General features: G+C 59.9%; 21 protein-coding genes. 4 read left to right on the forward strand and 17 right to left on the reverse strand.

From position 1 onward, the window contains the following. Positions 1-140: 140 nt before the first annotated feature. Entirely contained in the window at positions 141-908 is a 768-nt protein-coding gene (locus HU759_RS24915) for a sulfite exporter TauE/SafE family protein (RefSeq protein ID WP_017134676.1), read from the reverse strand. A gap of 99 nt (positions 909-1007) precedes the next feature. On the opposite strand from HU759_RS24915, the gene HU759_RS24920 reads away from it, so the two are divergent. The 4 genes from HU759_RS24920 (at position 1008) to leuA (ending at position 6476) form a co-directional block, all read left to right on the forward strand. Next, positions 1008-1898 (forward strand): LysR family transcriptional regulator, encoded by an 891-nt coding sequence (locus tag HU759_RS24920; protein ID WP_186617301.1) that lies wholly within the window; start codon positions 1008-1010, stop codon positions 1896-1898. Positions 1899-1928: 30 nt separating this feature from the next. Further along, entirely contained in the window at positions 1929-3308 is a 1380-nt protein-coding gene (xseA, locus tag HU759_RS24925) for an exodeoxyribonuclease VII large subunit (RefSeq protein WP_065874534.1), read from the forward strand. A 3-nt stretch (positions 3309-3311) separates the two neighbouring features. Continuing rightward, positions 3312-4133, forward strand: coding sequence for a peptidoglycan DD-metalloendopeptidase family protein (locus tag HU759_RS24930; RefSeq protein ID WP_170040763.1), 822 nt, complete (start codon positions 3312-3314; stop codon positions 4131-4133). Between the two features lie 663 nt (positions 4134-4796). Further along, positions 4797-6476, forward strand: coding sequence for a 2-isopropylmalate synthase (gene leuA / locus HU759_RS24935; RefSeq protein ID WP_017138560.1), 1680 nt, complete (start codon positions 4797-4799; stop codon positions 6474-6476). 248 nt (positions 6477-6724) lie between these two features. Here leuA and HU759_RS24940 read toward each other — a convergent pair whose 3' ends face one another. The 16 genes from HU759_RS24940 to iscA form a co-directional block, all read right to left on the reverse strand. Then, entirely contained in the window at positions 6725-7516 is a 792-nt protein-coding gene (locus tag HU759_RS24940) for an amidohydrolase (RefSeq protein WP_186617303.1), read from the reverse strand. Beyond that, the gene (locus HU759_RS24945) at positions 7504-8652 is read right to left on the reverse strand and encodes a pyridoxal phosphate-dependent aminotransferase (protein WP_186617305.1); all 1149 of its coding nucleotides are present in this window, start codon (positions 8650-8652) and stop codon (positions 7504-7506) included. Before HU759_RS24945 ends, HU759_RS24940 begins: the two co-directional genes overlap by 13 nt. 133 nt (positions 8653-8785) lie before the next feature. Then, complete coding sequence (der, locus tag HU759_RS24950; protein WP_053135513.1) at positions 8786-10255, reverse strand: ribosome biogenesis GTPase Der; 1470 nt, start codon at positions 10253-10255, stop codon at positions 8786-8788. A gap of 135 nt (positions 10256-10390) precedes the next feature. Continuing rightward, positions 10391-11542 carry an outer membrane protein assembly factor BamB gene (gene bamB, locus HU759_RS24955; protein WP_186617307.1) on the reverse strand — a complete coding sequence of 384 codons (1152 nt, stop codon included), beginning with the start codon at positions 11540-11542 and terminating at the stop codon, positions 10391-10393. Further along, a complete protein-coding gene (locus tag HU759_RS24960) occupies positions 11535-12176 on the reverse strand; it encodes a tetratricopeptide repeat protein (RefSeq protein ID WP_017135953.1) in 642 nt (213 codons plus the stop codon). Before HU759_RS24960 ends, bamB begins: the two co-directional genes overlap by 8 nt. A 41-nt stretch (positions 12177-12217) precedes the next feature. Beyond that, the gene (gene hisS, locus HU759_RS24965) at positions 12218-13507 is read right to left on the reverse strand and encodes a histidine--tRNA ligase (protein WP_017135952.1); all 1290 of its coding nucleotides are present in this window, start codon (positions 13505-13507) and stop codon (positions 12218-12220) included. Between the two features lie 21 nt (positions 13508-13528). Continuing rightward, complete coding sequence (gene ispG, locus HU759_RS24970; protein ID WP_056858733.1) at positions 13529-14638, reverse strand: flavodoxin-dependent (E)-4-hydroxy-3-methylbut-2-enyl-diphosphate synthase; 1110 nt, start codon at positions 14636-14638, stop codon at positions 13529-13531. 2 nt (positions 14639-14640) lie between these two features. Further along, positions 14641-15642 (reverse strand): RodZ family helix-turn-helix domain-containing protein, encoded by a 1002-nt coding sequence (locus HU759_RS24975; protein ID WP_099550105.1) that lies wholly within the window; start codon positions 15640-15642, stop codon positions 14641-14643. Beyond that, positions 15642-16400 (reverse strand): type IV pilus biogenesis/stability protein PilW, encoded by a 759-nt coding sequence (pilW, locus tag HU759_RS24980; RefSeq protein ID WP_017135949.1) that lies wholly within the window; start codon positions 16398-16400, stop codon positions 15642-15644. Before pilW ends, HU759_RS24975 begins: the two co-directional genes overlap by 1 nt. Before the next feature lie 12 nt (positions 16401-16412). Continuing rightward, positions 16413-17561 carry a 23S rRNA (adenine(2503)-C(2))-methyltransferase RlmN gene (gene rlmN / locus HU759_RS24985; protein ID WP_017135948.1) on the reverse strand — a complete coding sequence of 383 codons (1149 nt, stop codon included), beginning with the start codon at positions 17559-17561 and terminating at the stop codon, positions 16413-16415. Positions 17562-17590: 29 nt separating this feature from the next. Beyond that, a complete protein-coding gene (ndk, locus tag HU759_RS24990; RefSeq protein WP_003175956.1) occupies positions 17591-18016 on the reverse strand; it encodes a nucleoside-diphosphate kinase in 426 nt (141 codons plus the stop codon). A gap of 92 nt (positions 18017-18108) precedes the next feature. Continuing rightward, positions 18109-18312, reverse strand: coding sequence for a Fe-S cluster assembly protein IscX (iscX, locus tag HU759_RS24995; protein WP_017135947.1), 204 nt, complete (start codon positions 18310-18312; stop codon positions 18109-18111). A gap of 14 nt (positions 18313-18326) precedes the next feature. Then, on the reverse strand, positions 18327-18668 hold the full coding sequence (gene fdx, locus HU759_RS25000) for an ISC system 2Fe-2S type ferredoxin (RefSeq protein ID WP_015885743.1): 342 nt from the start codon (positions 18666-18668) through the stop codon (positions 18327-18329). A 3-nt stretch (positions 18669-18671) separates the two neighbouring features. Next, on the reverse strand, positions 18672-20534 hold the full coding sequence (gene hscA, locus HU759_RS25005) for a Fe-S protein assembly chaperone HscA (protein ID WP_186617309.1): 1863 nt from the start codon (positions 20532-20534) through the stop codon (positions 18672-18674). A gap of 51 nt (positions 20535-20585) precedes the next feature. After that, complete coding sequence (hscB, locus tag HU759_RS25010) at positions 20586-21107, reverse strand: co-chaperone HscB (protein WP_017135945.1); 522 nt, start codon at positions 21105-21107, stop codon at positions 20586-20588. A gap of 8 nt (positions 21108-21115) precedes the next feature. Then, on the reverse strand, positions 21116-21439 hold the full coding sequence (gene iscA / locus HU759_RS25015) for an iron-sulfur cluster assembly protein IscA (RefSeq protein WP_003209680.1): 324 nt from the start codon (positions 21437-21439) through the stop codon (positions 21116-21118). Positions 21440-21467 lie beyond the last annotated feature (28 nt).

Raw genomic sequence — 21467 nt, forward strand, 5'->3', positions numbered from 1 at the left:
CTTGGGAGCCCTGCGGTGTGGCGACTGCCGACATCGCGGGCAAGCCCGGCTCCCACATTTGGAATGCATTCACCTGTGGGAGCTGGCTTGCCTGCGATGAGGCCTTGAAGCCTGGCAGCTTAATCCCTACCCCACACAGGTCAAGTGCTCAAATACCGCCCAATCAATGCAATCCCACTGGCCAACACCAACCATGTCACCAAGCGCACAAAGGCTTCGCGGGACATCCGCATCGTCAACCTGCGCCCACACCACAGCCCCAGGGCCATCGCCGGCAACAGGCACAGCGCCAACAACAGCAACGGCAAGTCCGCATACACCCCGGCAATCAGGAACAGACTCAAGCGCACCACCGTGCTGCAACTGATCAACGCACTTTGCGTGGCCCGCGCCGCATCCTTGGGCAAACGGCTGTTGAGGTAGATCGCATATAAAAAGCCGCCGCTGCCGAACAGCGCACCAAACAGGCCGCCGACGGTGCCCATTGGAATCGACCAACCTTTGGAAAGCTGAGTGGGCCGCGCCTTCACCGACAAGCTGTAGATCGCATAGGCGCTGATAAACACCCCCATCAGCAGCAACAGCAGATCCGAGTGCAGGTTGAGCAGAAAGATCACGCCCAGCGTACAACCGATGGCCATGCATGGCAGCAACCGCAGCAGCTCGGGCTTGTTCACGTCTCGCCGCGATTGCAGCAGATTGCCAAAGGCCGCGACAAAATCCAGCAGCACCAGCAGCGGGATGATCTTCGACAGCGGCATAAACACAATCAGGATCGGCCCCGCCACCAGCGCCGTGCCAAAGCCTGCAATACCGAAGACGATATAGGCCAGCACCACACCCAGGCCGATGACCAGCCAATCGACACCACTGAACGACCACTGGCTCATCAGCTCAACCGGGCTCATGTCGTATTCCTTGAAAGAGATAACCAACACTTTAGCCATCGCCGAGTGTTGCGACTAATATCTTCAAAGCCCTCCACTTATCTTGAAAAGGCATGACAAGTGATCTCGACCCGCCAACTGCGCTACTTCGTAGAGATCGCCGACAGCGGCAGCTTCAGCGCCGCCGCCGAGCGTTTGTTCGTGGCGCAATCGGCCCTGAGCCGCCAGATCAAGGCGCTGGAAACCCAGCTGCAAACTTCACTGTTCGAACGCACCGCGCGCCAGCCCCGGCTGACGGCGGCGGGCGAAGCCTTTTACCCGAGGGCGCGCAACCTGCTGAGCGAGCTGCTCAAGGCCAGCGAGATGGCCACCCTGGTTGGCAAGGGTCAGCTTGGCACCCTGCGCCTGAGCCATTCGAGCACCGTGCCGATGAGCGGGCCATTGCTGCACGGCATCAGCACCTGGCTGCAGCGTTGCCCCGGCGTATCGATGGATATCGTCAAACTGTCTTCCGAGGCGCAACTTGAAGAAATTGCCGACGGGCGCCTGGAAGTCGGCCTTTTACGGTTACCGGTGCTGCGACAGCGCGAAGGCGTGCGCGTGGTGCCTTTATATAGCGAACAACTGGTGTTGGCGGTGCCGCCCAATCACCCGCTGGCAGGCAGTGATACACCTGTCGAACTGGCACAGCTCAAGGACGAAGCGTTTATTTCAGTTCCGCACCCCCAACGTGGCGGCTTGAGTTATCTGTCAGCCGAACTGTGCATGCGCGCAGGATTTTTCCCCAAGGCAGCGCGGGTGATGTCGCGCAAAACCACGCAATTGCAGCTGATCCAGGCCGGCTTCGGAATTGCCTTGTTACCAAAATCCATGCAGGACATAGCGCCGGCCAACCTGCACTTTTTGTCCCTGGCGGACCCGGACTGCTTGAGTACCGTGGCCCTTGCCTGCGCGCAGGCGCCGAGCGCACTGGTGGAGCAATTCTGCCAAACCTTGCACGAATCCCTATAAACTGCCGCCCATGATTAAAGATCGCTCCTCATGATTAAAGATCCGTTTGCCCGCTTGGGCCTGGACCGCGAAGTCCTGACTGTCAGCCAGCTCAACGGCCGCGCGCGGGTGTTGCTGGAAGACGTGTTCACCAATATCTGGGTCGAAGGCGAGATCTCCAACCTCGCCCGCCCGGCTTCCGGCCATGTGTATTTCACCCTCAAGGACAGCGGCGCCCAAGTGCGTTGCGCGCTGTTTCGCAACAATGCCGCTCGAGTACGCCAGGCGTTGAAAGACGGTTTGGCGGTGAAAGTGCGCGGCAAGGTCTCGCTGTTTGAGGGCCGTGGCGACTACCAACTGATCCTCGACACCGTGGAACCTGCCGGCGATGGCGCGCTGCGTTTGGCCTTTGATGCGCTGAAGGAAAAGCTCAGCGCCGAAGGCCTGTTCAGTGCCGAACGGAAAGTGCCGCTGCCGGCGCACCCTCGGCGCATTGGCATTATTAGTTCGCCAACCGGCGCGGTGATTCGCGACATCATCAGCGTGTTCCGTCGTCGTGCGCCGAACGTTGAACTGACACTGATCCCCACCGCCGTACAGGGCCGCGAAGCCATCCCGCAGATTGTGCGCGCGCTGAAACTGGCGGATGCGCGCGGTTTCGACGCGTTGATCCTGGCCCGAGGCGGCGGTTCGCTCGAAGACCTGTGGTGCTTCAACGAAGAAGCCGTGGCCCGCGCGGTGGATGCCTGCGTGACGCCCATCGTCAGCGCAGTTGGCCATGAAACCGATGTGTCCATCAGTGACTTTGTGGCCGACGTGCGCGCCCCCACGCCCTCCGCCGCCGCCGAATTGCTCGCGCCAGATGCCAGCCACCTGGTGCGCCAAGTCGAAAACCTGCACCGCCGCCTGGTGATGCTGATGCGCAACCGCCTGAGCCATGATCGCCTGCGCCTGGAAGGCATGGCCCGCCGCCTGCGTCACCCTGGCGAACGTCTGCGCCAGCAAGCCCAGCGTTTGGACGACCTGGACATGCGCCTGCGCCGCGCCTTCGAGCGCAGCCTCAATACCCGTCGCGAACGCCTGATCCGCCTGGAAACCCGCCTCGCAGGCCAACACCCCGGCCGTCAACTGGCGTTGCTGCGCCAGCGCCTCGATAGCCTCGCAGAACGCCTGCCCCGCGCCATGCGCGAAGGCCTTAAGGCACGCCGCCTGCAACTGCAAAGCCAGGTGCAGACGTTGCAGGTGGTCAGCCCGCTGGCCACCCTGGGCCGTGGCTACAGCATCTTGCTGGACGAGCGCGGCCAGGCGATCCGCAACGCCGCGCAAACCCACACCGGCCAGCGCCTCACTGCGCGCCTCGGTGAAGGCCAATTGCAGGTGCGGGTGGAAGATAACCACCTGACGCCCGTCACCCTTTCGTTACTGGATTGATTGATGCCACGTTTATTTAGCCTGCTGATGCTCTTGTGCCTGACCTTCAACGCCCACGCCGACAGCTACATCACGCGGTTGCTGAACAAGCCGGTGCCGGGTGGCGTCGCGGTGATTGACCTGGGCACTTCAACGGCCGCGCCTAAAGCCACCTACCAGAACCGGCCGGTGCTGGTGGTCAAGGAGCAGAACAACTGGCTGGCGATTGTCGGGATCCCGCTGACCGTCAAACCCGGTACCGAGCGCATCACCAGCGGCGGGCAGAACTTGCCGTTTGTGGTGGGCTTCAAGAAATACCCCGAACAGCACATCACCTTGAAGAACAAAAGCCAGGTGAACCCGGCCCCGGCGCAACTCAAGCGCATCGAGGGCGAACTGGCCGTGCAGCTCAAGGCTTACCGCAGCTTCAGCCCGAACACACCGAGCAACCTGCTGCTGGACAAACCGGTCAACGGGCCACTGTCGAGCAAATTCGGCGTGCGCCGCTTCTTTAATGGCGAGGAACGCAACCCGCATTCGGGCCTGGACTTTGCCGTGGGCGCGGGCACGCCGATCAAGACGCCGGCGGCGGGCAAGGTGATCCTCACCGGCAATTACTTCTTCAACGGCAACACCGTGTTCGTCGACCATGGCCAGGGCTTTATCAGCATGTTCTGCCATATGTCGAAGATCGACGTCAAAGTCGGCGACCAACTGGCACGCGGCGCAGTGGTGGGCAAGGTCGGTTCCACTGGCCGTGCAACCGGGCCGCATATGCATTGGAACATCAGCCTTAACGATGCGCGGGTTGACCCGGCGATCTTTATTGGCGCGTTCCAGCCCTGATAAAAATATTCAACCTACCGGCCTCATCGTGGCATAGGTATCTACACAACTTTTAAAAGCAGCCTATTTCTCCTGTGGCGAGCAGGCTTGTCCTGCGTTGGGCTGCGAAGCAGCCCCAAAAACAGACGCTGAGTACTTTCAGCAAAATTGCCGTGCCTTTACTGGGGCCGCTTCGCAGCCCAACGCAGGACAAGCCTGCTAGCCACAACAGCCCACCTGCCACAGACTTCGTGTTAACCGGTTGTGTAGATACCTATGCTCATCGCGGGCAAGCCTGGCTCCCACAGGTGAACGCGATTCCCTGTGGGAGCCGGGCTTGCCCGCGATGACGCCAGGCCTGCCAGCCCAATTGCGCGCCCGATAAGTACCGCGCAATAAAAAGAAACCCCACACTCAATAACCGACACAAAATATCGAATCCCAGCCAAATATCAGAACTTATCTCAATTTTTCCCGACTGCTTGCCATCTTTCACCCCTGCGGTTAGGGTTGAGCTTATGAAAACCTCTCACACCCTCATTCAGCTCCGCCAGCACCGCAGCCTGTGCCTCGTCAGCGCACGACTGCCAGGCTGAATCGATCTGCCTCGTCCCAAGCTTCGCCCCCAATAACAGTTTTACGGCAGGCCGCCTTTTCTCGGCCCCTACTACAAAGGATTTCCCGATGAGCATGCTCAAAGACCCGTCTTCGAAGTACCGCGCGTTCCCGACCATCGATATCCCGGACCGCACGTGGCCGTCGAAGACCATCACCGAAGCGCCGATCTGGTGCAGCTCCGACCTGCGTGATGGCAACCAGTCGCTGATCGAGCCGATGGACGCCGCGAAAAAGCTGCGTTTCTGGAAGACCCTGGTGTCTGTAGGCGTGAAGGAAATCGAAGCCTCGTTCCCGGCCGCGTCGCAAACCGACTTCGACTTCGTGCGCACCTTGATCGAAGACAACCACATCCCCGCGGACACCACCATCCAGGTGCTGACCCAGGGCCGTGAAGACCTGATCGCACGTACTTTCGAATCCCTGCGCGGCGCTAAAAAGGCCATCGTGCACTTGTACAACGCCACATCGCCGTCGTTCCGCCGCATCGTGTTCAACCAGGACAAAGATGGCATCAAGGCCATCGCGGTCAACGCGGCAAAGCTGTTCGTCAAATACGCCGCCCAGCAGCCGGAAACCCAGTGGACTTTCGAGTACTCCCCAGAGACCTTCAGCGCCACGGAGCTGGAGTTCGCCAAGGAAGTGTGTGATGCGGTGATCGAGGTATGGAACCCGACGCCAGAGCACAAGATGATCCTCAACCTGCCGGCCACGGTTGAATGCGCGACACCCAACATCTATGCCGACCAGATCGAGTGGTTCGGCCGCCATATCAACCGTCGTGACAGCGTGATCATCAGCCTGCACACCCACAACGACCGTGGCACTGGCGTGGCCGCCACCGAGCTGGGCCTGATGGCCGGCGCCGACCGTGTCGAAGGCTGCCTGTTCGGCAACGGCGAGCGTACCGGTAACGTCGATCTTGTGACCGTAGCCTTGAACATGTACACCCAAGGCCTCGACCCGCAGTTGGACTTTTCCGATATCGATGGCGTGCGCAAAGTCGTCGAGGAGTGCAACCAGATTCAGGTGCACCCACGTCACCCGTACGTCGGCGACCTGGTGCACACCGCATTCTCCGGCTCCCACCAGGACGCAATCCGCAAGGGCTTTACCCAGCAGAAAGCCGACGCACTGTGGGAAGTGCCGTACTTGCCGATCGACCCGGCGGATATCGGCCGCAGCTACGAGGCGGTGATCCGCGTAAACAGCCAGTCGGGCAAAGGCGGCATCGCCTACCTGCTGGAGCAGGAGTACGACATCAGCTTGCCACGCCGCATGCAAATCGAGTTCAGCCAAGTGGTACAGGCCGAGACCGACCGCGTGGGCCTGGAGATGACTGCACCACAGATCTACGCCTTGTTGCAGCGTGAATACCTGCAAGCCAACACCCCGTACGCGCTGGTCAGCCATCGCCTGCAGGAAGAAAACGGCAATAGCACCGTGGAAGTGGAAGTCTCGGGCAAGGGCCAGGGCGAAACCAACCTGCGCTGGAACGGCAAGGGCTACGGCACTTTGGAAGCGCTAGTTGCGGCGCTGCCGATCAAGGTTGAGATCATGGACTACAACGAACACGCGATCGGCGCCGGTACCCATGCCAAGGCGGCGGCTTACATCGAGCTGCGCGTGAACGGCGAGCGTCCGGTGCATGGTGTGGGGATTGATGAAAATATCACCACGGCGAGCTTCAAGGCGGTGTTCAGTGCGCTGAACCGCTCGTTGAGCCAGCTGGAAGCGAAGGCGGCGTAAGCGCTGTCGCGGTAATGCAAAAGGCCCCTGGGTGAGAATCCAGGGGCCTGATCGTTCCCACGCTCTGCGTGGGAATGCCTGCGGTGACGCTCTGCGTCACAACTCTGAAAGCGGACGCAGAGCGTCCGGGGCTGCATTCCCACGCGGAGCGTGGGAACGATCTGTAGGGCCTCATCGCGGGCAAGCCCGGCTCCCACATTTGGAATGCATTCACCTGTGGGAGCGGGCTTGCCCGCGATAGCGGTCTGTCAGACAAACTGAAAGTCATCGGCATCCAGATTTGCCGGAAACCTGGTGCGATACGCTGCCAACTCTGCCGCATTCAGGCACACCTGAAACACCCCGTCCGCCTCCCCCGCACTCAGCAAGGTCTCACCCTGGAAGTCCAGCACCTGGCTGTCCCCGGTGTAGGCAAAGCCTTTGCCATCGGTACCCACCCGATTGACTGCCGCCACGTAACACAGGTTCTCGATAGCACGCGCCGGCAGCAAGCGGTTCCAGTGCTGACGCCGCGCACCTGGCCAGTTCGCGGTGTACAGCAGCAGGTCAGTGTCCTGGGCATCACGGCTCCACACCGGGAAGCGCAAGTCGTAGCAAATCAACGGGCGTATACGCCAACCCTTCAACTCGAACTGTACCTGGCGCTCGCCGGGCGTGTAATGGTCGTGCTCGCCAGCCATACGGAACAGGTGACGCTTGTCATAGTGCAACACTTCCCCGTCCGGGCGTGCCCATAGCAGACGGTTACGGTGGCTGCCGTCGGCTGCCTGGATGATCACGCTGCCGGTGATCACCGCGTTGTACTTCGCCGCCTGGGCTTGCAGCCAATGATGAGTCGGGCCATGTTCCGGCTCGGCAAGGGTTTGCGACTCCATGGAGAAACCGGTGGTGAACATCTCCGGCAGTACAATCAGGTCGGCGCCTTTGGCCTGCTCCAGCAACAACTCGAAATGTTCGAGGTTGGCCTGACGGTCATGCCATACCAGGCTGGTCTGGACCAAGGCAATATTCAGGTCGGGTAATGCAGTCAAATCACGCATAGTTTCTCCGCCGCGTGTTGCAGCGTCTCCTCGCGTTTGGCAAAGCACAGGCGCACCAGGCGCTGGCCTTGCGGCGGGCTCTGATAGAACACCGAGACGGGGATGGTCGCCACGCCGTGTTCGCGGGTCATCCACAGTGACATGGCGACGTCATCCAGGTCGGGGCGAATCTGCGAGTAATCCACCAGTTGGAAGTAAGTGCCGGCCACCCGGGTAAAGCTGAAACGCGACGGCGCCAGCAGGTCGCAGAACAGGTCGCGCTTGGCCTGATAAAAGGCCGGCAATTGCTCGACGTGTTCCGGGTGTTCGGCCATGAAGTCAGCCAAAGCGTACTGCAAAGGGGTCACGCCGCAAAAGTTGACATATTGATGCACCTTGCGCAGCTCGGCGGTCAGGGCCGGGGGTGCGACCACGTAGCCGGTTTTCCAGCCAGTGACGTGGTAGGTCTTGCCGAAGGAGCTGACCACAAACGCCCGCTGATACAACTCTTCGTGGGCCAGCACGCTGACATGGGGCACGCCGTCGAACACCAAATGCTCATACACCTCATCACTGACCAGGTAGATATCGCGGTCGCGGATCAGCTCGGCCAACTGCTCCAGCTCGGCCTGGCTGATCAACGCGCCGGTGGGGTTGTGCGGCGAGTTGAGGATGATCATGCGCGTGCGCGGTGAGAGCGCAGCCTTGATCTTGTCAAAGTCGAGCGCGAAGCCTTGCAGGCTCAATTGCACATGCACGCAACGGCCACCGGCCAGCTCGACCGACGGCTCGTAGCTGTCGTAGCTGGGGTCGAACACGATGACTTCATCGCCGTTGCGGATGACCGCCTGGATCGCGCAAAAGATCGCCTCGGTCGCGCCTGGGGTGATGGTCACTTCGCTGTCGACATCCACTGTGGCGCCATAACTACGGGCGATCTTGGCCGCCACTTGTTGGCGCAACACGGGCAGGCCGGTCATCGGTGCGTATTGGTTATGGCCGAGGGCGATATGCTTGCCCACGGCATCGAGCAACCCTTGAGGGCCATTAAAATCGGGAAAGCCCTGGGACAGGTTAAGCGCGCCGGTTTCGGCAGCCAATTGCGACATTGTAGTAAAAATGGTGGTGCCGACATTCGGCAGCTTGCTGGTGATCATCGGAGGCCCCTGCAGGTGAGCCCCAAGTTTTAAGCTGCCCTAAGCATCGGGTCAAGGCACAAACCACCGCGCACAAAAAAGGGCTCCAAAGGAGCCCTTTTTGCAGCGTGTCGCTCACAACTCAAAGCGGCGCTTATTTCTTGTCGCGGCGCTTCTTGTCGGCCTTTTTGTGGTGAGTCATCAAACGACGCTTCTTGTTCACCTGACGGTCAGTCAGTGTGTTCTTGTTGCCTTCGTATGGGTTCTCGCCACCCTTGAACTCGATACGGATCGGCGTACCGACCAGTTTCAAGACACGGCGGTAGGTGTTTTCCAGGTAACGCACGTAGGACTTGGGCACCTTCTCGATCTGGTTACCGTGGATCACGATAATCGGCGGGTTGGCACCACCCAAGTGGGCGTAACGCAGTTTGATCCGACGGTTGTTGACCATCGGTGGCGCGTGCTCACCGACCGCATCTTCCAGGATCTGGGTCAGGCGGTTGGTCGGCCAGCGGGTAACCGCAGACTTGAACGAGTTCTGCACGGACGCGTAGAGGTTGCCCACGCCGGTGCCGTGCAGTGCCGAGATAAAGTGGATATCGGCGAACTCGACGAAGAACAGCCGACGTTGCAGCTCGATCTTGACGAAATCGCGCTCGCTCGGCGTCATGCCGTCCCACTTGTTGATCGCGATGACCAGGGCACGACCGGCTTCCAGGGCAAAGCCCAGCAAGTTGAGGTCGTGGTCCACCACGCCTTCGCGGGCGTCCATCACGAAGATCACCACGTTGGCGTCTTTGATCGCCTGCAGGGTTTTGACCACCGAGAACTTTTCAACTTCCTCGTGGATCTTGCCGCGCTTGCGCACACCGGCGGTGTCGATCAGCGTGTACTTCTCGTCGTTACGTTCGAACGGGATGTAGATACTGTCGCGGGTAGTACCCGGCTGGTCATACACGATGACCCGGTCTTCACCGAGCATGCGGTTAACCAGGGTCGACTTGCCGACGTTCGGACGGCCGATGATGGCGATCTTGATACCGTCTTTTTCGCTCGGGCCAGGAATGCGCTTGGCTTCCTCACCTTCGGCAACGATCTCTTCCTCGCCCTCTTCTTCCTCAGCGTCATCCTTGGGGAAGTCGCGCAGGGCGATTTCCAGCATCTGGGTGATGCCGCGACCGTGGGCACCGGCGACCGGGATCGCATCGCCCAGGCCCATTGGGCTGAATTCGGCACGGGCCGCTTCAGGATCGATGTTATCGATCTTGTTGGCGACCAGATAGGAACGCTTGTTGCGCTTGCGCAGGTGCTCGCCAATCATCTGGTCGGCAGCGGTGTAGCCCGCACGGGCGTCCACCAGGAACAACACGACATCGGCTTCTTCGATAGCGAGCAGCGACTGCTCGGCCATCTTTTCGTCCATGCCATGCTCGTCACCGGAGATACCACCGGTGTCGACAATAATGTAGGAGCGCCCTTGCCACTTTGCCTCACCGTATTGGCGATCACGGGTCAGACCGGACAAGTCGCCAACGATGGCGTCACGAGTCCTGGTCAGGCGGTTGAACAAGGTGGACTTGCCGACGTTAGGTCGGCCCACCAGGGCGATTACGGGAACCATGCGGCTCTCCACTTCGTTATTTCAGAAAATACAAAAGCCGCTGCAAGGCAGCGGCTGGTGCTCGGGGCAGCATAGTCAAATGCCGCATGCCCCGCCGAAGCGGGGCCGCCTGGGTTTTACCCCAAGCATAGTTGCTTACTTGATGGTCAGGGCTTCCAGCTTGCCGCTGTTGCCAAACACGTAAAGCATGTTACCCACAACCAGCGGACGTGCACGCAGACCGTCGCTGTCGATACGCTCGCGGCCGACAAAACGACCGTCTACCTGGCTCAGCAGGTGCAGGTAACCTTCGAAGTCACCTACCGCTACGTAGCTGGAGAACACTTCCGGTGCCGACAGTTGACGGCGAGCCAGGGAGTCGTTGCTCCACAGCGCAGTGGTGGAACGCTCGTCGACACTTTCAACGGTGCCGGAAGCGAGGCTTACGTAGACGCTGCCGAACCCTTGGGCGACACCGGCGTAGCTGGAAGCATCACGCTGCCAGTTGATGCGGCCGCTTTGCAGGTCCAGCGCCGCAACACGGCCCTGGTAAGTGGCCACGTAAATGGTTTCACCCGACAGCAGCAGGCCGCCGTCGATGTCCACTACGCGGTCCAGCTCGGAGCGACCTTGCGGAATGGCCACACGGGTTTCCCAGGCCGGCACGCCGTTCTGGGTATCCAGGGCGACCACTTTACCGGTCGACAGGCCAGCAACGGCCAGGTTGTTCGTCACAATCGGACCACTGGTACCGCGCAGGGTCAACACCGCCGGGGTGCTGTCATACAACCAGCGCTGGTTACCGGTGGCGGCATCCAGGCCGATCACACGGTCATCCTGGGTTTGCACCACGACGATATCGCCGTTGGTGGCAGGCGCGGAGAGCACTTCACTGGTCACGCGAGCACGCCATTTCTCTTCACCCGTTGCCGAGTCCAGAGCCACCACGTCGCCTTTAAGCGTACCGATCAGCACCATGCCGTAGCCGACGCCCACACCACCGGAAACCGGCAGCTCGAGGTCTTTCTTCCACTTCACGTCGCCATTCATACGATCCATGGCCATGACAACGCCAGTGGAGTCAGTGGCCACGATGTTGTCGCCGTCGATTGCCGGCTGCAACAAGTTGTACAGGTCGCCCTGGCCGTCACCGACGGAGCGGCTCCACTGCTTTTGCAGGACCACTTCTTCCTTGAAGCTGGTCAGCTCGGCAGGAGGCAGTTCTTTTTTACTGTTGCTGCTGCAACCCGCGGCCAGAACGGCCAGAGCCAGCAATGCTGCATGTTTCCAACGGATCACGTCACGCATCCCCTTTGGCCAAGTCGTCCAGCTTGATTTGTAAGCCACCGACCGCTGCTTCATCAGACAGCGCCGCCTTGGCTTTTTGGTACGCAGCATGGGCTTCGTCGGTACGACCCAATTGGACCAACAGGTCGCCCTTGAGCTCTTCACGAGTGGCCACAAATGCCTTGTCAGCATCGCCGTCGAGCAGTTTGAGTGCTTCGTCAGCCTTGTTCTGTGCCGCCAATACCTGCGCCAGGCGCTGACGTGCGATTTCACCCAGGGTCGGGTTGGTCGGTTTGTCGGCGATGGCCTTCAGCTCGGTGGCTGCGTCATCCAGCTTGCCGGTGTCGACCGCAACTTTCGCGACGAACAGGCTGCCGTACTGGGCGTAGGTGCTACCGCCAAATTCGTTTTTCAGCTTGCCGGCAAGGTCCGCCACTTGGGCTGGATCTGGCTTGCCGTCCGGCGTCAGCGTGGTTTCCAGCAATTGCTGATAGAGGATCGAGGCGCCTTGGGACTGGTTGGCCTGATACTTGTGCCAGGCTTGCCAGCCGAACACCACCACTAAAGCCAGCAGACCGCCAGTAACCAGGGGCTTGCCGTTACGCTGCCACCAGTCCTTGAACTCGGCCAGTTGCTCATCATCAGTACTCGACACCCCAATACTCCTTAATCGCTAAATTCGGCTGTTCGACAGCTTCAACCCTGCACGACGCAGGTGGCCAAGTGCGCGGCGAGCGCATCAAAGGCAATGTTCTGTTGCTCGCCCTGGCCACGCAGGGGTTTGAAACCTATCACTTGCTGGGCCAGTTCGTCATCGCCGAGGATCAGCGCATACAGCGCGCCGCTCTTGTCGGCCTTCTTGAACTGGCTCTTGAAGCTGCCGGCGCCGGCATTGATCTGCAGGCGCAGGTTCGGCAGTTGGTCACGCACTTTTTCGCTCAGGGCCAGGGCTGCCAGTTCGGCGGCCTCGCCAAAGGCGCATAGGTACACGTCCACCTGACGGGAGATTTCTTCCGGGACCTGCTCCAGGGTTTCCAGCAGCAGGATCAGCCGCTCGATGCCCATGGCGAAACCTACGCCGGTGGTCGGCTTGCCGCCCATTTGCTCAACCAGGCCGTCGTAGCGACCACCGGCACACACGGTGCCCTGGGCGCCGAGTTTGTCGGTGACCCACTCGAACACGGTCTTGCTGTAGTAATCGAGGCCACGCACCAGTTTAGGGTTGATCACGTAGGGAATACCGGCCGCATCCAGGCGAGCCTTGAGGCCCTCGAAGTGCACGCGGGATTCGTCGTCCAGGTAGTCGGCCATTTTCGGCGCGTCGACCAGTACGGCTTGGGTGTCGGCGTTCTTGGTATCGAGGACGCGCAACGGGTTGGTTTTCAGACGGCGCTGGCTGTCTTCATCCAATTTGTCCAAGTGAGCAGACAGATACTCGACCAGGGCAACGCGATAGCGACCCCGGGATTCGCTGGTGCCCAGGCTGTTGAGCTCAAGCTTGACCGCGTCGCGGATGCCGAGCAGGCCCCACAGGCGCCAGGTCAGCACGATCAGCTCGGCGTCGATGTCCGGACCATCGAGGTTGAACACCTCGAGGCCGATCTGGTGGAACTGGCGATAACGGCCTTTCTGCGGGCGCTCGTGGCGGAACATCGGGCCGATGTACCACAACTTCTGCGGCTGGCCACCACCGGTGAGACCATGCTCGAGCACGGCACGCACGCAGGCGGCTGTACCTTCCGGACGCAGGGTCAAGGAGTCACCGTTGCGATCTTCAAAGGTGTACATCTCTTTTTCGACGATGTCGGTCACTTCACCGATGGAGCGCTTGAACAGCTCGGTGAACTCGACGATCGGCATGCGGATCTGTTTGTAACCGTAGTTATCCAACAGGCGCGCGACCGTGCTCTCGAAGTAGCGCCACAGTGGCGTCTGCTCCGGCAGGATGTCGTTCATGCCACGAATGGCTTGCAGAGACTTGCTCACATCTAATCCTTAAATTCGTTCTTAGCCGCGCGCGATCAGCGCTGCGTCAGCCGCAACCTTTTCAGCTGCTTTCTCGCGGATCAGCTTTTCCAGATGATCCACGAGATTCTCATTCGTCAGTTTCTGCGACGGCTTGCCGTCGATGTAAATCAGGTTCGGTGTACCGCCAGTCAGGCCCACATGGGCTTCCTTGGCTTCACCCGGCCCATTGACCACACACCCGATCACCGCCACATCCAGCGGCACCAGCAGGTCTTCGAGGCGCAGCTCCAGGTCGTTCATGGTTTTCACCACGTCGAAGTTCTGCCGCGAGCAGCTCGGGCAGGCAATGAAGTTGATGCCACGGGAACGCAAACGCAGGGATTTGAGAATGTCGTAGCCGACTTTCACTTCCTCTACGGGGTCTGCCGCCAGGGAGATGCGGATAGTATCGCCAATCCCTTCGGCGAGCAGCATACCGAGACCCACCGCAGATTTCACTGTGCCTGAGCGCAAACCGCCCGCTTCAGTGATACCCAGGTGCAGCGGCTGCACGATTTCCTTGGCCAACAGGCGGTAGGCTTCTACCGCCATGAACACGTCGGAGGCCTTTACGCTGACCTTGAAGTCCTGGAAATTCAGGCGTTCAAGGTGCTCGACGTGGCGCAATGCCGACTCAACCAGCGCGGCTGGGGTTGGTTCGCCGTACTTTTTCTGCAGGTCTTTTTCCAGCGAACCGGCGTTGACGCCGATACGGATGGGAATGCCACGGTCACGTGCCGCGTCCACCACGGCGCGCACACGGTCTTCGCGACCGATGTTGCCCGGGTTGATGCGCAGGCAGTCCACACCCAGCTCGGCCACACGCAGAGCGATTTTGTAGTCGAAGTGAATGTCGGCGACCAGCGGAACCTTGACCAGTTGCTTGATGCGGCCAAAGGCCTCGGCAGCGTCCATGTCCGGTACGGATACGCGCACGATGTCCACACCGGCGGCTTCCAGACGGTTGATCTGGGCGACTGTGGCGGCCACATCATTGGTGTCGCTGTTGGTCATGCTCTGCACTGCGATAGGGGCATCGCCACCTACCGGTACGGAGCCGACCCAGATCTTGCGCGATACGCGACGTTTGATTGGAGATTCGCCGTGCATGACTATTGTCCCAACTTGAGGCGAGCAGTCTCGCCACTGGTGAACGGCGCCACGTCCACAGGCTGGCCGTTGTAGGCCACTTGCGCGCCACGGGCAAAGCCCAGACGCAGCGTCAAAGGAGGCTTGCCGCCTTGGTCAAGCGTATCTCCCTTACGCTTCAGACCGCTAAACAGCACTTTGCCATTGCCATCGGTGACTTGCGTCCAGCAGTCAGCGATGAAGGTAATCTGGATATGCCCGTCGCCGGCGATCAATGCCGGGGTGGTGGGAGGCGAAATCGCGGCCGGGGCCGGGGCCACTGGTGCGTTAGTCGCTGGGGCCTGCGCCGGAGCAGCCGGAGCAGCTGGCGTATGCGCCTGGGCAACCGGGGCAGCCGGTACGGTTGGAGCCGGCACAGCAGCGGTGGCTGCAGGTGCAGTGCCCGCTTCCGGAGTCGGTTGCTCGGTGGTAGCCGGCGCTTCCGAGGCGGCCTGCCCTTGGGCAACCGCCTGGTCTTCCGGCTCATCCAGCGGGTGAATCTGGGTGGTGCCGTCGGCGCTTTCGACTTCGACGTGCTCCATGGCGTTGCTGGTAAGGTCTTTGGTGCGTTGGGAGGCCTGGTCTTGCCACCAGACGAAACCGCCACCCACTACGGCAATCAGCAGCAACAGGCTGACAATCCGCAAAATAGTGTGGGAAACCCGTACCGGCTCCTCGATGCGGCCCAGGCCATGCACATTGCTGCCCTGGGAATCGGTGCCGGTGAACTGGTCAAATTCCTGGACCAGTACCGCCTGGTCGATGCCCAGCAACTTTGCATAGGCGCGGATATAGCCGCGGGCAAAAGTATGCCCAGGCAGCTTGTCGAACGCGCCGGCTTCCAGGTTGCCCAGGGATGTGGCGGTCAAATTGAGCTTGAGGGCCACTTCTGCCAGCGACCAACCATTGCTTTCGCGGGCCTGACGCAAGGTCTCGCCTGGGTTTACGCGATTAGCTGCTACAACTTCCGGGTGCGCCGCTTTCATCATTGCTCCGACAGGTATTGCTGATATTCCGGCGTACCGGGATAGAGTCGTTCGAGTTGCTGGCCAAACTGTGCGGCCGTGTCGCGTTCTTCATGAACCGTCGCCAGGCGCACACCGAGCAATAGACTACGTGCATTTTGCCCGCTGAGCAGGCTAAAACGCTCGTAAAAGTCACGTGCCGGCACATAATGCCTGTCTTCGTAAGACAACTCAGCCATTTCGAGTAAAGCCCGTGGCTGGCGATTGTTCAGGTGCAGGGCTTTTTCCAGTTGCTGACGACCGCTGTCGCGCAGGCCAAGGCGTATCGAGGTCACCCCAAGGTTTTCGAATACTCGCGAACGCTCAGGATAAAGGGTATCGGTACTGGCTTGCTGGAAATAGCGGGACGCCTGGTCGTAACGTTGCTGCGCAAACAGAAAACTGCCGTAGTTGTTCAGCAGCCGCGGGTCGGCAGGACGTGCGGCCAGGGCCTTGTGAAAATACGCGTCGGCCAGTTCAGGCTCGGCCTGGGCCTGGAATACCAGCGCCAGTGCGGCATTGGCATCGGCGTCGTCGCCGTCCAGCTCAAGGGCTTTTTTCAACGGCACCTTGGCCTGTTCGCTCATGCCCTGGCGCAGATAACCCAAGCCCAATTGCACATAGGCAATTCGCGCCTCGTCACGGCCTTTGCCGGTTTGCATGGGGCTGTCATGGCCCGATGAAACACAACCGGCCGCGAGACCGGTAAAAAGCAACAGCAGCGCAAGGCGCAAGGGCATAGAGGTCCTCTCTCAGATTCGATTCACAGCAATTTGCGGCAAATCTTCGGCGGCGTTAAGTTCGCGCACGGCGATATAACGCTCACTGCGGCGGGTGCGATCCATCACTTGCCCGACCAGTTGGCCACAGGCGGCGTCGATGTCTTCACCACGGGTGGTGCGCACAGTAACGTTGTATCCGGCCTGGTGCAGTTGATCCTGGAAACGACGGATGGCGTTGTTGCTCGGCCGCTCGTAGCCAGAATGGGGAAACGGGTTAAACGGAATCAGGTTGATCTTGCACGGGGTGTTCTTGAGCAGTTCGATCATTTCGACCGCGTGCTCAACTTTGTCGTTGATGTCCTTGAGCATGGTGTACTCAATGGTCAACACACGCTTTTCGCCCAGGGTCGCCATGTAACGCTGGCAAGATTCGAGCAGCATCTTAAGCGGATACTTCTTGTTGATCGGCACCAATTGGTTACGCAATGCGTCATTCGGTGCGTGCAACGACAGCGCCAGGGAGACGTCGATGTGCTTGGCCAGCTCATCGATCATCGGCACCACGCCGGAAGTCGACAGGGTCACACGGCGCTTGGAGATGCCGTAGCCGAGGTCGTCCATCATCAAATGCATGGCGGCAACGACGTTGTCGAAGTTCAGCAGCGGCTCACCCATGCCCATCATCACCACGTTGGTGATGGCACGGTCGACGGTTGCCGGGACGCTGCCAAAGGATTTGTTGGCAATCCACACCTGGCCGATGACTTCGGCGGCGGTGAGGTTGCTATTGAAGCCTTGCTTGCCGGTGGAGCAGAAACTGCAGTCCAGGGCACAGCCTGCCTGGGACGAAACGCACAAAGTGCCGCGCTTGCCCTGGGGAATGTAGACGGTCTCGACGCAGCTGCCGGACGCCACGCGCACCACCCACTTACGGGTGCCGTCGGTGGAGATGTCCTCGCTGACAACCTCGGGACCACGGACCTCAGCAATGGCCTTGAGCTTGTCGCGCAGGGCCTTGCTGACGTTCGTCATGGCGTCGAAATCGTCGACACCAAAGTGGTGAATCCACTTCATTACCTGACCGGCACGGAAACGCTTCTCCCCGATTGAGTCGAAGAATTTTTCCATTTCCTGTTGAGTCAGACCCAGCAGGTTGGTTTTAACAGTCGATGTAGTCATGGATTCACCCTCACTCTTTAAGCCGATGCTTAGCGAGCGGTTACTTCAGTAGCAGCGAAAAAGTACGAGATTTCGCGAGCAGCAGCGGCTTCGGAGTCCGAACCGTGAACAGCGTTGGCGTCGATGGACTCAGCGAAGTCAGCACGGATAGTGCCGGCAGCGGCTTCTTTAGGGTTGGTAGCGCCCATCAGCTCGCGGTTCAGAGCGATAGCGTTTTCGCCTTCCAGAACCTGAACAACAACAGGGCCGGAGATCATGAAGGCAACCAGGTCGCCGAAGAAGCCACGAGCGCTGTGCTCAGCGTAGAAGCCTTCAGCTTCAGCTTTGGACAGTTGCTTGAGTTTCGAAGCTACAACCTTCAGGCCGGCTTTTTCGAAACGAGTGGTGATCTCGCCGATGACGTTTTTTGCAACAGCGTCAGGCTTGATGATGGAGAAAGTACGTTGAACAGCCATGGTGTAACTCCAGAAACGGTAATTTACGAAAAATTAAACCCGCGAATTATACGCGGGTTATTAGGTATTGCCTAACTGCGTAAAAAGTCGGCTCAGTCGTCTGCTTCTTCGATCCACAGACCCTGAATCGCCTCCAGGACTTTTTCGCCACCCCGGTCAGGAATGTCGTCGAATTCCGGCAGCGCCATTACGAGGTCGCGCAATTTGACGAAGTTCACGGTAAGAGGATTGACCTCAGGATGAGCTTCAGCAAGTTGTATAGCGATTTCTTGTACATCAACCCATTTCAGGCTCATGACATTTCCTTGAATCAATGCGGCGCTTCGGCTGCATGGTTGAGGGAATATTTCGGAATTTCGACGGTAATGTCTTCCGTGCCGACCTTTGCCTGACAGCTTAGGCGAGAAGTCGCCTCAAGGCCCCAGGCGCGATCCAGAAAGTCCTCTTCCAGCTCGTCCGCTTCTTCGAGAGAGTTGAAACCTTCGCGAATCACGCAGTGGCAGGTCGTGCAGGCGCAGACACCGCCGCAGGCGCTTTCGATCTCGATGTGGTTGTCATGGGCAACCTCGAGGATGGACTTGCCGGTCTCAGCCTCCACAACCATACCGTCCGGGCAATGCTCGGCGTGTGGCAGAAAAATGACCTGCGGCATTAATTATTCCTCGATTTCATTCAGGTTGCGCCCGGCCAGTGCGGCTTTCACCGTCTGATCCATGCGGCGGGCGGCAAAAGCATCAGTCACTTGCGACAGGCGCTTGGTCTGCTGCTCGATGGCGTAACCATCGTTGCCTTTCATCAGTTCGGCCAGTTCCTGCATTTGCAGGTCGATAACCATGCGCTCTTCAGCATCCAGCAGACGCTCGCCGTCGGCTTCCAGGGCGCCCTGCACAGCTTCGAGCAGGCGCTGGGCATCGACTTGCTGCTCGCGCAGCACGCGGGCGACCTTGTCGTCACCGGCATATTGGAACGAATCCTTGAGCATCTTGGCGATTTCGCCGTCGGTGAGGCCGTAGGACGGCTTGACCTGAATGCTGGCTTCAACGCCCGAGGCCAATTCACGCGCTGCTACGCTGAGCAGGCCATCGGCGTCGACCTGAAAGGTCACGCGAATTTTCGCCGCACCGGCCACCATCGCCGGGATGCCGCGCAATTCAAAGCGCGCCAGGGAGCGGCAGTCGCTGATCAGTTCGCGCTCGCCTTGCAGCACATGAATCATCATGGCCGTCTGGCCATCTTTGTACGTGGTGAAATCCTGGGCGCGTGCGACGGGGATGGTGGTGTTGCGTGGAATCACCTTCTCCATCAGGCCGCCCATGGTTTCCAACCCCAAAGAAAGCGGGATCACGTCGAGCAGCAGCAGTTCGCCACCCTCGCGCTTGTTACCGGCAAGCGTGTCGGCCTGGATAGCAGCGCCGATGGCGACTACTTGGTCCGGGTCGATTTCTGTCAGTGGCTGGCGACCGAAAGCTTCGGCAACCGCTTCGCGAACGCGTGGGACGCGCGTCGAACCGCCGACCATGACCACTGCGGCCACGTCTTCCAGCTCGATACCGGAATCACGTACAGCCCTACGGCACGCCTTGAGGCTGCGAGCGACCATCGGTTCGATCAGCACATCAAAGGCTTCGCGAGTCAGTTGAGCCGACCAGCTGCCGTAGGAAACTTCAACAGAATCAGCGTCAGTCAGTGCTTCCTTGGCCGCACAGGCAGTTTGCAGCAGATTACGCTGCGCGCCCGGGTCCAGATCAGCCGACAAGCCAGCGCTGGTGATGATCCAGCCTGCAATGGCATGGTCAAAGTCATCGCCGCCCAAGGCGCTGTCGCCCCCGGTGGCCAGTACTTCAAACACACCGCCGGTCAGGCGCAGAATCGAAATATCAAAAGTACCACCGCCCAGGTCATAAATAGCCACCAGGCCTTCAGCGTGCTGATCCAGGCCATAGGCCACCGCCGCTGCGGTCGGCTCGTTGAGCAAGCGCAACACGTTCAGGCCCGCAAGCTTCGCGGCGTCCTTGGTGGCTTGACGCTGTGCGTCATCGAAATAGGCAGGAACGGTGATCACTGCGCCGACCAGTTCGCCGCCCAAGGTATTTTCTGCGCGCTGACGCAGCACCTTGAGGATATCGGCCGACACTTCAACCGGGCTTTTCGGGCCTTGGACGGTGTCGATGAACGGCATATGGGATTCGCCGCCAACAAAGCGGTACGGCAGCTGGTCGCCCAATTGCTTGACGTCGGAAAGACCGCGACCCATCAAGCGTTTAACCGACAGCACGGTATTCAACGGGTCACTGGACGCTGCCAGCTTGGCCGACTCACCGACTTCAGTGCGATCAGCGTGATAACGCACAGCGGAGGGCAGGATCACCTGGCCATTAGCGTCGGGCAATGGCTCGGACAGGCCGCTGCGCAAGGCAGCAACCAGGGAATTGGTGGTGCCCAGGTCAATCCCGACCGCCAGGCGACGCTGGTGTGGTTGAGGGCTTTGGCCGGGTTCGGCGATTTGCAGTAGGGCCATGGTAATCAGGTCTTATCTGTCTATCAGGCGTGCATCACGGGCAGCACTGGGTTAATCGTCGAGGCGCTCTTCTAGCTGGCGCACTTCGTAGGTGAGCTTGTCGAGGAACTGCATGCGCCGCATCAGGCGTTCGGCCTGTTCACGTTGCGCTGCATCATCCCAACAGGCTGCGAAGCTTTCATTGAGCTCATCCTGGGCCGTTTTCAGACGACGCTTGAAGACCGCGACACCGGCTATATCAGCCTCGTCCTGCAAGTCTTCGAGTTCTTCGCGCCACTGCATCTGCTGCATCAGGAAGTCCGGGTCGTGCACCGTCACTTCGATAGGCAACTCACCACCGTTCAACGCGAGCAGGTAGCGCGCGCGTTTGGGCGGGTTTTTCAGCGTCTGATAGGCTTCGTTGAGGCTGGCCGATTGCTCCAGCGCCAAGCGCTGCTCACGCTCGGAAGCGTCAGCAAAGCGGTCCGGATGCACCCCACGCGCCAACTCTCGGTAGCGCGTGGCAAGCTGCTCAAGGTCCAGCCGAAAGCTCGGCTGCAGCTCGAATAAAGCGAAATGACAAGGAGTACCCACGAATAGCCTCAGATGTTGAAGCTTTCGCCGCAGCCACATTCACCGCGCACGTTGGGGTTGTTGAACTTGAAGCCTTCGTTCAACCCTTCCTTGACGAAATCGAGTTCGGTGCCGTCCAGGTAGGTCAGGCTTTTAGGGTCGATGATCACTTTCTCGCCGTGACTTTCGAACACCTGGTCCTCTTCAACCACCTCGTCGACAAACTCCAGCACGTAGGCAAGGCCGGAACAGCCCGTGGTGCGAACACCCAGACGAATCCCCTCACCTTTACCGCGCCCATTCAGGGAGCGGCGAATGTGCTGCGCAGCCGCTTCTGTCATGCTGATAGCCATCGTTGACTCCTTACTCGTCGCCAAATGC

This window comes from Pseudomonas sp. OE 28.3 (genome assembly GCF_014268205.2).
GTDB classification, from domain to species: Bacteria; Pseudomonadota; Gammaproteobacteria; order Pseudomonadales; family Pseudomonadaceae; genus Aquipseudomonas; species Aquipseudomonas edaphica.

Bases quoted from the DNA above. Each gene is read 5' to 3' on its own strand.
- HU759_RS24915 (WP_017134676.1), bottom strand. From the start codon at position 908: ATGAGCCCGGTTGAGCTGATGAGCCAGTGGTCGTTCAGTGGTGTCGAT.
- xseA (WP_065874534.1), top strand. From the start codon at position 1,929: ATGATTAAAGATCCGTTTGCCCGCTTGGGCCTGGACCGCGAAGTCCTG.
- HU759_RS24930 (WP_170040763.1), top strand. From the start codon at position 3,312: ATGCCACGTTTATTTAGCCTGCTGATGCTCTTGTGCCTGACCTTCAAC.
- leuA (WP_017138560.1), top strand. From the start codon at position 4,797: ATGAGCATGCTCAAAGACCCGTCTTCGAAGTACCGCGCGTTCCCGACC.
- HU759_RS24940 (WP_186617303.1), bottom strand. From the start codon at position 7,516: ATGCGTGATTTGACTGCATTACCCGACCTGAATATTGCCTTGGTCCAG.
- HU759_RS24945 (WP_186617305.1), bottom strand. From the start codon at position 8,652: ATGATCACCAGCAAGCTGCCGAATGTCGGCACCACCATTTTTACTACA.
- der (WP_053135513.1), bottom strand. From the start codon at position 10,255: ATGGTTCCCGTAATCGCCCTGGTGGGCCGACCTAACGTCGGCAAGTCC.
- bamB (WP_186617307.1), bottom strand. From the start codon at position 11,542: ATGCGTGACGTGATCCGTTGGAAACATGCAGCATTGCTGGCTCTGGCC.
- ispG (WP_056858733.1), bottom strand. From the start codon at position 14,638: ATGCACGGCGAATCTCCAATCAAACGTCGCGTATCGCGCAAGATCTGG.
- HU759_RS24975 (WP_099550105.1), bottom strand. From the start codon at position 15,642: ATGAAAGCGGCGCACCCGGAAGTTGTAGCAGCTAATCGCGTAAACCCA.
- pilW (WP_017135949.1), bottom strand. From the start codon at position 16,400: ATGCCCTTGCGCCTTGCGCTGCTGTTGCTTTTTACCGGTCTCGCGGCC.
- rlmN (WP_017135948.1), bottom strand. From the start codon at position 17,561: ATGACTACATCGACTGTTAAAACCAACCTGCTGGGTCTGACTCAACAG.
- ndk (WP_003175956.1), bottom strand. From the start codon at position 18,016: ATGGCTGTTCAACGTACTTTCTCCATCATCAAGCCTGACGCTGTTGCA.
- iscX (WP_017135947.1), bottom strand. From the start codon at position 18,312: ATGAGCCTGAAATGGGTTGATGTACAAGAAATCGCTATACAACTTGCT.
- fdx (WP_015885743.1), bottom strand. From the start codon at position 18,668: ATGCCGCAGGTCATTTTTCTGCCACACGCCGAGCATTGCCCGGACGGT.
- hscA (WP_186617309.1), bottom strand. From the start codon at position 20,534: ATGGCCCTACTGCAAATCGCCGAACCCGGCCAAAGCCCTCAACCACAC.
- iscA (WP_003209680.1), bottom strand. From the start codon at position 21,439: ATGGCTATCAGCATGACAGAAGCGGCTGCGCAGCACATTCGCCGCTCC.